This window comes from Mesorhizobium sp. Root695, assembly GCF_001428185.1.
Taxonomy (GTDB): domain Bacteria; phylum Pseudomonadota; class Alphaproteobacteria; order Rhizobiales; family Rhizobiaceae; genus Mesorhizobium.
Map to the genome: position 1 here is coordinate 438,052 of NZ_LMHO01000023.1, position 15,383 is coordinate 453,434.

9 protein-coding genes are annotated in these 15,383 nt (G+C 58.9%); 4 read left to right on the forward strand and 5 right to left on the reverse strand.

The window, feature by feature from the left end:
* Positions 1–24 precede the first annotated feature (24 nt).
* Both ASD99_RS21230 and ASD99_RS21235 read left to right on the forward strand, forming a co-directional pair.
* The gene (locus ASD99_RS21230; protein ID WP_413813948.1) at positions 25–1,473 is read left to right on the forward strand and encodes an NAD-dependent succinate-semialdehyde dehydrogenase; all 1,449 of its coding nucleotides are present in this window, start codon (positions 25–27) and stop codon (positions 1,471–1,473) included.
* Positions 1,474–1,483: 10 nt separating this feature from the next.
* Positions 1,484–2,341, forward strand: a complete 858-nt coding sequence (locus tag ASD99_RS21235) for an alpha/beta hydrolase (RefSeq protein WP_057144773.1) — start codon at positions 1,484–1,486, stop codon at positions 2,339–2,341.
* 603 nt (positions 2,342–2,944) lie between these two features.
* Here ASD99_RS21235 and ASD99_RS21240 read toward each other — a convergent pair.
* From ASD99_RS21240 to ASD99_RS21265, 5 genes are all read right to left on the reverse strand, one after another.
* Positions 2,945–4,015 carry an adenylate/guanylate cyclase domain-containing protein gene (locus tag ASD99_RS21240; protein WP_056591056.1) on the reverse strand — a complete coding sequence of 357 codons (1,071 nt, stop codon included), beginning with the start codon at positions 4,013–4,015 and terminating at the stop codon, positions 2,945–2,947.
* Positions 4,016–4,018: 3 nt separating this feature from the next.
* The gene (locus ASD99_RS21245) at positions 4,019–4,513 is read right to left on the reverse strand and encodes a Rab family GTPase (RefSeq protein ID WP_056591051.1); all 495 of its coding nucleotides are present in this window, start codon (positions 4,511–4,513) and stop codon (positions 4,019–4,021) included.
* 11 nt (positions 4,514–4,524) lie between these two features.
* A complete protein-coding gene (locus tag ASD99_RS34900) occupies positions 4,525–4,827 on the reverse strand; it encodes an OmpA family protein (protein WP_244497860.1) in 303 nt (100 codons plus the stop codon).
* Between the two features lie 2,840 nt (positions 4,828–7,667).
* Entirely contained in the window at positions 7,668–8,342 is a 675-nt protein-coding gene (locus tag ASD99_RS21260; protein WP_057144775.1) for a hypothetical protein, read from the reverse strand.
* A gap of 947 nt (positions 8,343–9,289) precedes the next feature.
* A complete protein-coding gene (locus ASD99_RS21265) occupies positions 9,290–11,509 on the reverse strand; it encodes a mechanosensitive ion channel family protein (RefSeq protein ID WP_057144776.1) in 2,220 nt (739 codons plus the stop codon).
* Positions 11,510–12,030: 521 nt separating this feature from the next.
* Here ASD99_RS21265 and ASD99_RS33570 point away from each other — a divergent pair.
* Entirely contained in the window at positions 12,031–12,234 is a 204-nt protein-coding gene (locus ASD99_RS33570; protein ID WP_056585142.1) for a glycosyltransferase, read from the forward strand.
* Between the two features lie 6 nt (positions 12,235–12,240).
* Positions 12,241–15,138: a trifunctional glycosyltransferase/class I SAM-dependent methyltransferase/polysaccharide deacetylase gene (locus ASD99_RS21275; RefSeq protein WP_057144777.1), complete on the forward strand. Its 2,898-nt coding sequence runs from the start codon at positions 12,241–12,243 to the stop codon at positions 15,136–15,138.
* The last annotated feature ends 245 nt before the right edge of the window (positions 15,139–15,383 follow it).

Below are 15,383 nucleotides of genomic sequence, written 5' to 3' on the forward strand. Positions count from 1 at the left end.
GACATATCCGACGAGGATCAAGATATGTTCGACTACGCCACGGTCTCTCACGGTCTCTACATCGGCGGACACTGGCGACCCTCGTCCGACGGCCGCGTGATTGAAGTGGTCGATCCTTCGACCGAAGCCGTCATTGCGGCGGTGCCCGACGCCACACTCGCCGACGCCGCTGCCGCGATCGATGCAGCCGCCAAGGCGGCGGCGGGTTGGCGAGAGACGCCACCACGCAAGCGTTCGGAGATTCTCAGGCGTTGCTTCGAACTGATGGGTGAGCGAGCAGAGGCCCTCGCCGCGCTGATCTCGCTGGAGAACGGCAAGGCGCTGCGCGATGCGCGGGGCGAGATCGCCTATGCCGCCGAGTTCTTCCGCTGGAATGCCGAGGAAGCCGTCCGCATCAGCGGCGAGTTCGGCCTGGCGCCTTCCGGCGCCAACAGGATCATTGTCGACTACCAGCCGATTGGTGTTTGCGTGCTCATCACACCATGGAATTTCCCGGCCGCCATGGCGACACGCAAGATCGCGCCGGCGCTCGCGGCCGGCTGCACCGTGATCTTGAAGCCCGCCAGCGAGACGCCGCTGACGGCCTATGCGCTTGCGGCGCTCTACGAGGAAGCCGGCGTGCCGCCTGGCGTCGTCAACGTGCTGACGACCTCCACCCCAGGGCCGGTGACGGCGGCCATGCTGGCCGATCCACGCGTGCGAAAGCTGTCATTCACCGGCTCGACCGGTGTCGGCCGCATGCTCCTGGCCGAGGCCGCAAAACATGTCATCTCCTGCTCCATGGAGCTTGGCGGCAACGCACCGTTCATCGTCTTTGACGACGCCGACCTGGAAGCAGCGCTCGACGGTGCGATGGTTGCCAAGATGCGCAACGCCGGCGAAGCCTGCACGGCCGCCAATCGGCTTTACGTTCAGGCCGGCATCCATGATGCCTTCACGGAGGGGTTGAGCAAACGCATGGCTGCTCTCAATGTTGGCATCGGAACCCATCCGCAGACCGAGTGCGGTCCGATGATCACCAGGAAGGCCGTGGACAAGATCGACCGGCTCGTCAAGGACGCGGTCGCCCGGGGGGCCAGGATTCAGTGCGGCGGGGCGATTGCCGAAGGCAAGGGTTACTTTTACCCGCCGACGGTGCTTCGCGACGTGCCGGCCGACGCTATCATGGCACACGAGGAAATCTTCGGTCCGGTGGCTCCCATCATGCGCTTCGACGACGAGGCGGAAGCCATCGCCAATGCCAATGACACCGAGTACGGTCTCGCCGCCTACATTTATACGCGTGATCTGGCGAGGGGAATGCGAGTGGCATCGAAGATCGAGTCAGGCATGATCGCCCTGAACCGCGGCCTGATGTCGGATCCTGCAGCGCCGTTCGGCGGGGTCAAGCAGAGCGGGCTGGGCCGAGAAGGTGGTCAGAAGCACGGCGTTGCCGAGTTCATGGAGGCGAAGTACATCGCCGTGACCATCTGAGCGGACATCCATGCAAAAAGATCCATTCCGCATTCGCGATCACGTGGCCGAGTTCGATGAGATCGTCGCCGAGATTGTCCGCCGCAGCGCGGAAACCAGGGCGAAGATCCCCATGCTTGCGAACGTCGCCTACGGTTCCGAACCCACCGAAACCGTCGACGTGTTCTTTCCGGAAGGCGACCGCGACCGCCTGCCGGTTCACATGTTCATCCACGGCGGCTACTGGAGAATGTTCTCCAAACGCGATTATTCCTACGTCGCCGACACGGTGACGCGCGCCGGAGCGATCGCGGTCATTGTCGACTATGCTCTGATGCCTGCCGTGAGGATGGCCACGATCATCGACCAGGTCCGTCGTGCCAAGCAGTGGGCACTCGACCACATCGCGGACTATGGGGGCGATCCCGGCCGGCTGACCGTCAGCGGGCACTCCGCTGGTGCCCAACTCGCCACCATGCTGTTCAATGATCCGAGCCGGTCGTCGCACATCAGAGGCGCGCTGCTCCTTGGTGGGTTGTACGGATTGAAGCCACTGCAGACCTCGTTCCTTGCGGCCGAGATCGCGATCACAGATGAAGAAGCCCGCCTGTTCTCTCCACTGACACATAACTTCGATCCGTCAGTGAAGGTTGAGATCGCCGTCGGAGGCGAGGAAACGTCGCCTTTTCTTAGCCAGGCCGAGGCATTCGCCGACCATCTGAGAACGCAGGGGCTGCGTGTCTCTCGAACCGTCATCGCCGGTGCCGATCACATGAGCAGCGTTCGCGACCTTGGAAAGAGTGGATCCCACGCTGCGGATCGCTTGGCGAGGCTTATCCAGGATATCGGAGCCGCTGCATTCAATCCGGAGACAAAGTCAGTACTATAGAGTGGGGGGATGCTCGGACGGTCAACAACAGGGAGGTGAGAATGTGGATTCCACTGCGGATCAAAGAGGCAGTGGAACTCGGCAGGCACCGGCACCGAATCAAGCAAATCGACCGGGCTTGCGAGCCGGCATCGACAAACGGCGGCAAACCGGGAGAACACCCCATGATCCGGCATGGCATAAACCAGCGTTCAGCCGCAGGCGCCCAGCCTTCGGCAATGGGTCCGCGCGTATCCATGATAATTGCTGACGTCGACAGGACCGCGCCCAGCCGCCCACTGTCCCGGCAACGTCGCGCGGAGGCGCCACGAAGCGGCCTGCCCGCATCCAACTCGGTCCCTCCGGGCGACGCCCCAGCCATCGCAGAGCGCTGGCCGCCTTCCATCCCGATAGGATCTTCACGAAAGCAGTAGGTCCGCTTGTGGTGCAGGGAAGGACGATAGCGACATTAAATCTCAGGAGGTGATTCCCGGAGTTGACCCAGACCTTTGGGCCCTCGCTCGGTGGTCGACTGTTTCGCGCACCGCTGCGGACATTCGAAACGATGATGTTTGACGAGATTCAGATACAGTGCGCTCAGGGTCGGCACTGCCAAGCGCTAAATCAGGCCGGGAGCCGCCACATTCGGACACGACCTGTACCACGCAATTCCGTTTCCTCGAGTGGGTCGCAAGCAAAATTTGGTCCAAGCAGTTGGCGCGTCGCATCCGAAATACGGATTTCATCGGGCTCCGCGGACGTTTGAATACGTGAGGCGAGATTAACGGTGTCGCCCCACAGGTCATAGGCGAACCGCCTCTTGCCTATGACGCCCGCGACGATTGGTCCTGAGTGAATTCCAATTCTGAGTCTTAGCGGTTCTCCTGCGAAGCGTTCGCGCTTAACCGCCTTGCGCAGCTCAAGTGCATATCGCGCGAGGGCCTTTGCATGATCGGATCGCGCGGTGGGCAGGCCAGCGACCACCATCACACAATCGCCGATTGTCTTAATCTTTTCGCAGCCGTATCGATCCGAGAGCCGATCCGCCGCCTTGAAGAAGTAATTTAATATAGCGAGCGTCGTCACGGCTCCGACGCTCCGCGCTCGTTCCGTAAAACCGACGATGTCGGCAAAAAGAACACTCACCTCTGCGTGGTTGTCAGCAATTTTTTTTTGCGCTTTTAACCGCTCGGCGATCGAAGCCGGAAGAATGTTGAGGAGCAGGGTTTCGGCGCGCTGGTATTCACGCGCCAATCCCTCCTGGCTCTTCCTCAACGCCTCGTTCGTCGATTGTAATTTCTCGTTGAGTTGACGCTCCCTCTCTTGCAAGAGTGTCATTTCATAAGCCTTCTGTTGAAGCCGCTGCCTATTGTCGCGTTCGGCAGTGGCGTCAAGAAAAATCAGCCACACGCAGGCATTGTCAGCAAAAAAATGAAGGTCCGCGACACGCCCGCTGGGCAGTTCGACCATGGCAATGTGAAACGGAAGCTCCGGGCAAGGCAGCAAACCTTCCATAAATTCAAGCTGCTCGGCAACAGCTTTGCCAATGCGAAGCGATGAGAGTCCGTAATGTTCAACATTCCCACCCTTAGCAGCTATGCAAAGCTGGGCGTCGATTTTCAGATATGCGACAGAGTGTCCATTGTAGAAGAAATCGAAAATCCAACTTCTGACTTCTCTTGGCAATCCATGCATGGTCTATTTGGTCACCATTAAAGCAAGTTGACGGAACGCATCATCAACATGCTCACCCGAGAGCGCACTTGTTAGATAGATTTGCCATCCACGTTGCCTCAGTTCGTTAATCTCACTATCCGATATTGCCCACCGATCGGCCAGATCGGATTTGTTGATCAGCAATACAAACGGCATAGCGCCGAATTCGGCCTCGGCCCGTTCGCGCAGCGTGAGCGCCACGGCAAGAGTAGCAGCGCGGGTTCCATCGACGACAAGCACAAGCCCGGTTGCACCTCGAACATAGCTGACGCGGAATGAGCCGATATCGTCTTCGCCGGCCAAGTCCCACAAAATCAGATCCACGGTTTTGTCCGGAAGTGCGACATTCTTCTTGTCGATTTTCACGCCCACCGTGGTCAAGTAGGTTTCTGAAAAGATGCTTTGCACAAACCTGCGAACCAGGCTCGTCTTTCCGACAGCGAAGCCGCCCAGCATGCAGATCTTTTTTTGCAACATCTTGGGCTCCACTAGTCCAAGTTTACCGTAGTCGAAACCCGGCGATTCGTGGAACTCCCAGTTTGACTATTTTCTGGCACCAGCGGCTCAAAAGTGCCCGCGCCCCGAACCAGCAACAGTTCCAGAGCGACGCCGCGTTTGTTGAGAAGCGCACGAACTGTCTCGGCGCGGGCGGCACTGATCGACGCGTTGGCCGTCTCACGGCCCGTGGCGTCCGAATGTCCGGTCAACATGAACCGTGCTGTTACGCCTGACTTGCGGGCATTTTGGGCGAATTCCTTTATTTGATCCGCCAACCTGTCGAGAACCGGCATCTGCTCTGGTCCTGGCACAACTTTGCCGGAAGAGAAGAAAATATCGGTCGTCTGGATGGCCTCTCTCAAATGATTAAGTTCCGCAAGGTCCAGCTCACGCAACTGCGAGACATCCAGAACCACTCCGTCCGCCGAAAGTTGTTCGGCGGCGGCCTGCGCCCGGTTGATCCAGGTGGCAGGAGCCTCACCCACGACAATGATGCGACCCTGGACGATCGAAAGCCGGACCGATTTCGGCGGGGTCAGCGACGCCGTCAGTCGCTTCACCACGAACTTCGGATCAAGGCTCTGATAGAATTGCCACTGTGAATGAACGCGGGCAGGATCAACCTCCGTTCCGGACAGCAGAGCTTGCGGGTCGGCGGCAAGCGGGTCTCTCAGGCCGGCAATRTAGAAATGTCCGNGGCGGGGTCAGCGACGCCGTCAGTCGCTTCACCACGAACTYCGGATCAAGGCTCTGATAGAATTGCCACTGTGAATGAACGCGGGCAGGATCAACCTCCGTTCCGGACAGCAGAGCTTGCGGGTCGGCGGCAAGCGGGTCTCTCAGGCCGGAAATGTAGAAATGTCCGCTCCTCGCCGTTTGTTGGGCGACGACGATTCCCGGTTGAGCCTCAAGTCGCGACACATAATACTGCCAGTGCTCCGCCGCGCGTGCTTCGGGGCTCACATCACGAACCTTGGAGATGTCGAATTCCGGTCCGCCTGCCGAAAGCTGTCGGGCCGCTGCGCGCGCCCGATCTATCCAGGTGTCGGGAGCCTCGCCCTCGGCAACGATGCGATCATTGACGATCGAAAGTCGTACTGTNCGAAAGCTGTCGGGCCGCTGCGCGCGCCCGATCTATCCAGGTGTCGGGAGCCTCGCCCTCGGCAACGATGCGATCATTGACGATCGAAAGTCGTACTGTATCCGGCGGATACAGCGACGCCGTCAGCCGCTTCAACACGAACTCCGGATCAAGGCTCTGATAGAATTGCCACTGTGAATGAACGCGGGCAGGATCAACCTCCGTTCCGGACAGCAGAGCTTGCGGGTCGGCGGCAAGCGGGTNNCTGATAGAATTGCCACTGTGAATGAACGCGGGCAGGATCAACCTCCGTTCCGGACAGCAGAGCTTGCGGGTCGGCGGCAAGCGGGTCTCTCAGGCCGGCAATATAGAATTGGCCATCGCTCATCTTTTGTTCTGCAACAATGATGCCCGGCTGGGTCTCCACTCGTGACACATAGGCCTGCCAGCGCTCCGCCTCGCGTGCTTGGGGGCTTACATCGCGAACCTTGGAGATGTCGAATTCCGGTCCGCCTGCCGAAAGCTGTCGGGCCGCTGCGCGCGCCCGATCTATCCAGGTGTCGGGAGCCTCGCCCTCGGCNGCGAACCTTGGAGATGTCGAATTCCGGTCCGCCTGCCGAAAGCTGTCGGGCCGCTGCGCGCGCCCGATCTATCCAGGTGTCGGGAGCCTCGCCCTCGGCAACGATGCGATCATTGACGATCGAAAGTCGTACTGAATCCGGCGGAGCCAGCGACGCCGTCAGCCGCTTCAACACGAACTCGGGTTCAAGGCTCTGGTAGAATTGCCACTGCGAATGAACCTGGGCGGGATCCACCTCAGTTCCAGACAACAGCGACTGCGGGTCGGCGGCAAGCGGGTCTCTCAGGCCGGCAATATAGAATTGGCCATCGCGTACCTGTTGTTCGGCAACGATGATGCCCGGCTGGGCCTCCAGTCCCGACACGTAAGCCTGCCAGCGCGACACATAAGCCTGCCAACGCTGCCCGGATTGCCAGGAAAGAAAGAACCAACCGCCTGCCAGACTCAAAAACAGCAGGGCCACGGCCGCCACCAGCCACGGAAATCCCTCGTTTGATTCCTCCTGCTTCAGCTCGACACAGGTCTGCAACTGCGCCTCTACGCCGGCCAACTGCGAACCGTCGCCGTCAAACTGCTCTAAAGCCTGTGAGGATTCCTCATGGATGCGAAGCAACACATCCCGAACTATTTCATGCAATTCCTCTGGCGGATTTCCCCGGATCACCGAAACCAGGGTCGCAAACGGTCCAACTTCTGACCAGAGACGAAGGTCGCCGAAACGAATAGTGTCCAGGCCGCTTTGCTCTTTCTCGTTAAACGAATCTTTCACAAAATCTTGAATTGCACTAAGCATCGAAGAAATGAGTTGAGGATCTTCGCTCGTTGCATTTTCGGCAGTTACGTGTGCTATCAAAAGACCGGAATTCCGGTGAATGAGAAAGGCATGTTCTACGCGGTAAACAAGAGAGTGCTTAAGAACAACTTCCGAGAAGCTTGCACCTGTTCTCCAAGCTTCAAATCTCCACTTGAGCCCATGCCAGGTGAATATATGTCTTAAAGTTTCATTCAGCGACTGAAAGGTCTGGTCGATCTTTTCCCCGATCGACTTGCGAATTGCCGGCAGAAACACCGGGTATAATATATCCGTCAGGGTGCGCGGGCTCTTCTGGATCGACCGTTGCACAGCCCTTTCGACAGCTGGCGCAAGCGCCTCGCCCAGTTGCGCATGAGACGCTCGTGCAGCCGCACTGGGAAGAACGCCGCCCACGGCTGCCGCAAGCTGCTCCGGTTCGTCCAGCAGATGCGTAACTCGTGAAAGCTCCGAGATTTCGCGACTGACCAGCAACTGGCGCAGCGTTTCCATGCGAGGATCGGCGGTTGGAACTCCTTCGAAACGCGCACGGTAATCCGGATCAACATTCCGGGCAATTTCGATCAAAAGACGAGCCAGAGCCTCGCGATCAATCTCTGTATCGTTCGAGGCTGTTCTTTGCGCAAGGTTGAATGGGTCGACGGTTGACGTCAAGGTCCCATCAACTCATTTTCCAGCTACGATCCGGGTTGCTCTTGCTGCCAACCGGATCCTGATTCAGACATTTTGCAACCTCGACAAACAGACCAGCCAAAAGATTTCGGTCGGTCTTGACGTTGCTGAGATCAGCAAACATTTTTTCTATCAGCATCTGAACGCCTTCATTCTTCTGCTTGATTTCCTCACGCAGCAAATGATCGTTTCGATTTATCCGGTCCGAAACGTCTCGCTCAAGCGCGCTCAATTGATCCGACAACGCGCGCACCTGCTTTTCAAGTGCCTGGTTTTGCTCGCGAAGATTCCGGTCAATCTCCTTGTCGGCATCGGCTCGTGAATCTTTTTCGTTCCGCAATTGCGCCGCAAGTGAATCAACCTGCTTCTTTGCATTTGACTCGTACATGTCAAGATTGCGCTTGGCTTCCGATTCGACATCCTTGAAGCGCTGCAACACCCGTTCTTCAAGCTTGGAAAAGCGGCGGTCATAGTCCTGCATCTGGTTGCCGAACAGCAGATCACGTATCTTGTCGACACCTACGGCGTCGCCGGCGCCCCCGTTCTCGCGAGCCTGGGCCGCCATGAAGTTCAGCCCATTTCCTTCTGGGTTACCTATCAGATTTGCGTCCGCCCTATTTGCGGAAGAAGCGGTACTCGAAGTACCCGAAGATTCCTTAGCCATCCTTATGCCCCTCTATTTGAACACCTGCCACAGTGCAGAAATCCATAAACAGGCAAACATGTCAGCAAAATACCCGGCCCGCAAGCCGGACTTTTGGCGTATGCCGATTTCGTGCGTCCCTTTTACATCTCTTGGACTAGCAGCAAAAGAACGAGGCCCGATTGGTGTCGCTCTCGCGGCCCTTTGTGATAGCAGCCATAACCGGCTAATCTAATCGACCGTTGGACGCAATCTACGATAGAAATGAGTAATACAATGTCAGGATACAGCTTACTGGACCGAAATTAAGTAACGTATTCTTTATTAGAAACATCTAAATTAGCTAATCCGGCGGCCAGCATACTGTCTCGCGCCCGGCTGTATACTACGACCATCGACCTTAGTTACCGGCGGGAACGAGCAAGCCGATCATTTTCATGATCCCTCGGATCTGGTTGGAAAGCTTTCGCGATCTTCTCGAGGGCGGCGGTCATGCGGTGTCACCGTCAACGCCCGCGTCAGTACAAGCCTTCTGCAAGCCAGGTCAGGCTTGTTCATAAGGCGGAATGGCGGGGACCAGATGATCCTCACGCGAGTGGTGAAGAAATGCGCGAACGGAAATGCTCCGGCGCATCGACCTCAACTCTAAGCCGTCGGGCATGAGCGCTTGCCATTCAAGCCTGTCTTCAAGTCTTTTTGCCTGCCTCCAATTCGCCCCGATCCCGAGAGAGCAGTGCTGCCATCCGATGCCGTCATCCGTTTTAACATTCGCCGACTCTTGCCGAAGAAAACGAAAGCTCGATAATCCAGGACAATGCTACTGGAGGCGTTGTGATGCCGATGTTCCATGCCGAGCAAACCATCAAGGCTCGTGACGGGACTTTTCGTCTAAACGGTTGAAGATAAAGAGTATCCCTGCCACGGGCGACCGCCAAGCCGCGCTGTGACCGGCAGGTGTCACAGCTTTCCTACTCTGTTGTGCTAGCTTTTTTTCTGCGTCGATTGGTGTGCGACTGCGCGACGGCCATTTTTAACTCGGGTGTGATCTCCAACGGCGCATTCTCTGCCCCATGGTGGTTTTGTAGCCCCTCGACATGGACTGTCGGAAATGGGAGTTCGATGCCCTGCTCCTTGAAGACTTGGCGGAGGCGTACATAGAACTTGCGTTTCATGCCGAAGGCGCCTCCGGGTCTGGTCATGGCCTTCACCCTCAATACGATGCCGTACTCGCCGAACTCCTGTACGCCCTGCATCTTGATCGGGTCGAGCACCCAGTTTTTGAATTCGGGATCTTCCGCAAGTTCGAGACCGATCCGCTTGATCAGCTTGCGAGCGAAGTCGATATCGGTGTCATAGCCGACAGTAATGTTGAATTTGTCGACAACCCAGTCACGGCTCTGGTTCTGGACTGCCCCGAGTTCACCGAAAGGTATGGTGAAGAGCGGACCACGATGGTGGCGCAGCTTCACCGAGCGCAGCGAGAAGCTTTCCACAGTACCCTTGTAATTGCCCGAGGAAATATATTCGCCGACACGAAACGCATCATCGAGCAGGAAAAACACGCCTGAAATAACGTCCTTGACGACGGTTTGTGCGCCAAAGCCCACCGCGACACCGACAACGCCGGCGCCGGCGATCAGTGGGCCGATCTGGATACCCATAGAGGCGAGCATCATCAGCACGGCCATCACGACGATCAATGCGAGCAGCATGTTCTGGAGGATTGGCAAAAGCGTGTGCAGCCGCGCCTGCTGCGGATCGAGGATCGGGACGTCCTCGTCGCTGATCACAGGGTGTGGTATTTCGATGCCCAGCTTTCGTTCGATCAAAGCCTTGATGATCGACCAGCCGAGATCGGCTGCGAGGGCAATGACCACGACATTGATCAAGCCGCGCAATATGAACATCGTCGTGGTATCGCTGTCCCGCATGGATTGCATGTTCAGACCCCAGACACGCGCGAGAAAGTAAGCCGCCGCCAGGATCAAGATCATCCGGATTCCGCGATCGATGACAGCGATCGTCACCGCCGGGATCGTAGGCCGGCCGACACCTTCCGAACCCGGCCGCAGCACGAAATTAACCCCGCGCTGCATCAGCACGATTGCCAAAGGCAGGAAGAATGCGGCGAAGGTAAACCAGAAGTATGTATAAAGGCCGGCGATACGCTGCAGGAACAGGACGACGAAATAAGCAGTCAATAACCATGTCGCTTCCGCGTGACCGCTGTGGCGCGCACCACCTCGCTGCGTTCTTGGCCGACGCCAGATGGCACTCAGCAAGAGCAACAGCAGCACGAAATCGGCGCCCAGTGACAGGACCATCATTCCGTCCTGATCGATGCCGAGACCCGGCAAAAGGATAAACGCGGCGCCGAAGAAGGCGAAGACCCCGACGATCCGGGGTAGCCAATAGGACCAATGGTCAGCCACTTCGTTGGTGATCGGCAAACCGCGAACCTCGACGGCGTTCTCGACGTTCATGAAGGAAGGGACGAGCATGGCCATGACGTACAGGCGCACACCCCATGTAACGACCGCCGCCATCAGAAAGGTCAGCACAATCTCGCGGATAAGCATTGGCCAGTCGAACAACATGAACGCGCCGGCGCTGCCCAGTGCGAACGAGACGATCAGCATGCTGGAATAAAGCGCGCGCCCACCAATCTTCTTGGCTCGCCCAATGGGCGTATCCTTCGGTTGCGCGATAACCCAAAGACGAAATGGACGGGTGACTTTGTATGTCGCCCAAGTGAGCGCCAGGCCGGCAGAGATGAACATCGCAATCAGAATAAATACGCTGGCAGACCCCTTGCTGGACATGTCCTCTATGGTCTCTGCCCGAACGCGCGCGAACTGGCCTGGCAGCAGGGGCAAAGTTCGCACGATTCTCTCGATATGATGCCTGATCCGATCGAGCGTCGAGGATGCCATCGTATTCATCTGGCCGGGTGGGGCCGCGCCGCCGGACGATGCGTCGGTCGGCGAAGCTCCTGCCTCGGCAGGCGCTCCCGTGGACCCGGCGTCCTGATTTCGTTGTTCGGCCACCCAGGCCTTCACTGACGGATCGTCGAGAAGCTCGAATAGCTGTTTGACCCTTTCAGGTGGGACGGTCGCCTGCGCCTGCGCCGGACCGGCCAACAAGAGTGCGATCCCAAAGAGGAGCGGCCTGGCAATCAGGACAAACATCGCCGTCAGATCCCCGAGACGTCGTGCCAGGCGCGCCAGATTCCTGGCTCCCAATCGTCGAATCATGAGTGGCATCGTGCTGTTAACCTTCCGGTCAAATCGGCAAGCAACGACATCTATATGTCCGTTGTTGCCCTACCTTGAAGAAACCGGTGTTGCGGTGCAAGACGTCATCGTTCCGACCCAGACCGTTTGCGCCGTGTACTTGGCGGTGTTTGTTTAGCCGCCAGAGGCAGGACATTCCGACCTCGACCCAGGCCTCCGGCCGTTCTATGAACCGGGCATCCGTGATGTTGGGCGCAGAACGCCCGGGACCAGGATCACAGGCCCATGCAACGAGGGCATGCGCGCTATTCAGCCTGTCTTCGAGTCTTTTTTGCCTGCCTCTAATTCGCCCCGATCTTGACAGGGGCAGTGCTGCCATCCGATGCCGTCATCCGTTTTTGACATTCGCCGACTCTTGCCGAAGAAAACGAAAGCTCGATGATCCAAGACAATGCTACCGTAGGCGATGGGTACCAATGTTCAATGCCGAACAAACCATCGGCGCAACGCTTGCCAGCATCCGCTGGCAGACCTATCAGGCACTGGATATAGTCGTGGTGGACGATGGGTCGACGGACGGATCAGCGTCGAACAGCGTCCCTGAGGATCGTTTCCTTTGGCAGGAAATCGCCGGCCATGTTTCGGGACTTTTGTTCTACCTTCGAACCAGGCACGGGTAAGACGGCGTGGCGCATAATCCCTTGGTTTCAATCGTGGTTCCTGCGCACAATGCGGAGGCAACGCTGGCGCGCGCACTTGATTGCCTTCTCGATCAGGAAATAGTGGATTGGGAGGCGATCATCGTCGACGACGCCTCCACGGACCGCACCCCCGCGATCATCGCCGGTTATGTGGAGCGCGATGCCCGCTTTCGAAGGTTGAGCTCCTGCGCGCACAGCGCCGCCGGCGCCCGCAACAGCGGGATTTCAACAGCGCGCGGGCACTGGCTGATGTTTCTGGATGCGGACGATTGGGTGGATGCCGGGTTCCTTGCGAAAATGCTGGCCGCGCTGAAAACCGCTCCCGCTGCAGTGGCCGCCTATTGCGGTTCCCGGCGCGCGATGCCCGATGACGAACTCACCCCGCCGAGCATCTCGACGGAGGTTGCGACCCAGCCCTTCGAAACATTCGCCCGCCAGTGTGCCATCGCCACTCACGCGCTGCTGGTCGACCGCGAGACAATTGTCGGGTTGGGCGGTTTCGATGTGTCGCTGCGCACCTGCGAGGACTGGGATCTATGGCAGCGCCTCGCGCGTCTGGGCAAAAATTGGGTGATGGTCGACGAGCCGCTCGCTTTCTATCGTATCAGCCCCGACGCGCTCTCCCGCAATTCGACGCAGATGCTGGCAGATGCGGAAATCGTCATCGCCCGCGGCTTTTCTCCTGATCCCAGGGTCAAACACCCGGCATCGGCTCACGCAAATGGAGCGATCGAGGCGAACGGCGGCACCGCCTCCGAGGCACTCGCGTGGTTCGCGTTGTGGAATGCCGCGTCGGATTGCGGCAGCGGCTCAGGCTCGATCGACCCGCAGCTCCTGCGCGCGCTTCCGGCAGGACGCAAATGGGCACGTGAGATCGCCAAGGTGGCCGTCGATGGTCTTGCGGTAGGAAGCCTGTCGGTGCCGGCGCAATTGGCCGCTAGGTGGGACAGGTTCGGCGGCGCCATCACCGGGTTGATTACCGAACTGGGCAATGTCTGGGACAATCTCGCAGCGGCTCGCCGCGTTCAGTATCATCTTGAGCAAATGCTTCTCGACGTCGACGATCTTGCCGCGCCGCGCAGGCTGGCGAGGACACTTGGAATTCGCGTCGACGCTCGAAATCCGACCTCGACCGAACTGCCGCAAGGTGTCGATCAAATCTATGCCTACCTGATGGTGGATGGCCAGATCGAAACTATCGTGCAGTTCGGCGTACTCGGGACAGTGACAAGGGATCATTGGATTGAACTGATCGAACCGCAAAAGGACGCCGGTGCCGACACGTCAAACACGCTTGCAGCCGAGGCACTGTTGACCACAGCGGAGCGCCAGCCTGATCCGGACAGCCACTTCGGCAAACTCGCGCGATTGGCCACGCAAGCGTGGGAGCTGGTTCGGTCGAGCGCCGAACCTGCGGAGCCTCCTGCGGCGCCGCGCCGCGCACGGGCCAGGCACGACAAGGATCGCACGTCGTTCTGGAATGGCTATTTCGCGACCGAGGATCCCTGGAACTACGGTTCGTCCTATGAGCAGGAAAAATACGAGCGGCAGCTCGAGATTCTGCCTGCCGGTCCCATCGGACGGGTGCTTGAGCTGGCCTGCGCGGAGGGCCACTTCACGCGGCAGCTGGCGCCGCGAGTGGGCCATTTGACCGCAACCGACATCTCCGCCATAGCCGTCGGACGGGCCCGCGCGCGATGCAGCGATCAGCCGAATATTGAGTTCGGCGTACTGGATTTCTCCGCCGACACGCTGCCGGGAGAGATGGATCTGATCTTCTGTTCGGAAGTGCTCTACTACCTGGATGATCTCGCCGAGTTGCGGCGCATTGCCAAAAAATTCGCTGAGGCGTTGGCGCCTGGCGGCAGTTTCATCAGCGCACACGCATTCGTGCTGCGTGACAATGTTGAAAGGACTGGCTTCGATTGGAACACATTCGGTGCACAAGCGATCGCAGAGACGCTGGCAGCGACGGAAGGTCTCGTCCTCGAGCAATCGATCCAGACCGAGCTCTATCGCATAGACCGCTTCCGCCGCCTGTCACCGGACGATGTGGCGACGGAACCGATGATAGATCATGTGCCGATCCGCGCGCCCATCGGAATCGGGGTCGCGCGAAATATCGTCTGGGGCGGGGCGCGGGCCTTGCGCCGCGACGTCGCGCGTAGCGAGCGGCGGCAGCGTATTCCTGTCCTCATGTATCACAGCGTCGCCGATGAAGGTCCGGCCGCGCTCGCCCGTTTTCGGCTCACGCCCGCCGCATTCGCCAGCCAGATGGCATGGCTGCGCGCCAATGGCTTTCACGCCGTTAGGTCCGAGCAGCTGGAAGAGTCCATCGCCAACCGTCAGCCTTTCGTTGGCCGCCCGGTTCTCATCACCTTCGATGACGGCTTCCAGAACTTTGCCGACCATGCCTGGCCGACCTTGCGCGCGAACGACCTGACCGCGGAAGTGTTCCTGGTGACGGACCTGGTGGGTGAAAGTGCACAGTGGGACGCCGACAGCGGTCCGCCGACGCAGCTTATGGACGCCGGGACGGTGCGACGCCTTTCCGCCGAAGGTGCGCTCTTCGGAAGCCATCTGGCGACGCATCGCGCGATCGATGGTCTGTCGAGTTCTGACCTGGCCTCCGAGCTCCTGCGCTCTCGTATGTTCATCGAACGGTGGACTGGTCGGCCAACCACGGCGCTCGCGGCACCCTTCTCCGTCACCGACCGACGGCTTGGCCGGCTGGCCAGGGAGTGCGGCTATCGCGTGGGCTTCGGCGGCAGACACGGGCCCGCCGACCTCGACTGCGATCCCCTCGATCTTCCGCGCATCGAGATTCGTGGGGACCGATCGCTCGATGACTTTGTTGCCGTTGTCGAGGCCGTGCTCGATTAAACGGTGAACTTGGTCAGTGTCATTATTTCCGCTCACAATGCGCAAGATCGACGAGATGCTTCGCGGCGTGACCTTGCGGTCCTTTGGAGCGCTAGAGATATTGCTGTTGCCGATGGCTCACGCGACCAGACTGCGGCGATCGCCCGATTTCCGCGGAGATCGACACGCGCGTGCGGCTGATCGAGCAAGATGCGGCCGCCGCCGCCCGTAATACAGATACCAAGAACTAAACTTAGGGACGCCTG

What these genes read in the sequence shown, in the direction of transcription:
- ASD99_RS21230 (WP_413813948.1), top strand. Translation starts at nt 25, where the DNA reads ATGTTCGACTACGCCACGGTCTCTCACGGTCTCTACATCGGCGGACAC.
- ASD99_RS21235 (WP_057144773.1), top strand. Translation starts at nt 1,484, where the DNA reads ATGCAAAAAGATCCATTCCGCATTCGCGATCACGTGGCCGAGTTCGAT.
- ASD99_RS21240 (WP_056591056.1), bottom strand. Translation starts at nt 4,015, where the DNA reads ATGCATGGATTGCCAAGAGAAGTCAGAAGTTGGATTTTCGATTTCTTC.
- ASD99_RS21245 (WP_056591051.1), bottom strand. Translation starts at nt 4,513, where the DNA reads ATGTTGCAAAAAAAGATCTGCATGCTGGGCGGCTTCGCTGTCGGAAAG.
- ASD99_RS34900 (WP_244497860.1), bottom strand. Translation starts at nt 4,827, where the DNA reads ATGCCGGTTCTCGACAGGTTGGCGGATCAAATAAAGGAATTCGCCCAA.
- ASD99_RS21260 (WP_057144775.1), bottom strand. Translation starts at nt 8,342, where the DNA reads ATGGCTAAGGAATCTTCGGGTACTTCGAGTACCGCTTCTTCCGCAAAT.
- ASD99_RS21265 (WP_057144776.1), bottom strand. Translation starts at nt 11,509, where the DNA reads ATGTTTGTCCTGATTGCCAGGCCGCTCCTCTTTGGGATCGCACTCTTG.
- ASD99_RS33570 (WP_056585142.1), top strand. Translation starts at nt 12,031, where the DNA reads ATGTTCAATGCCGAACAAACCATCGGCGCAACGCTTGCCAGCATCCGC.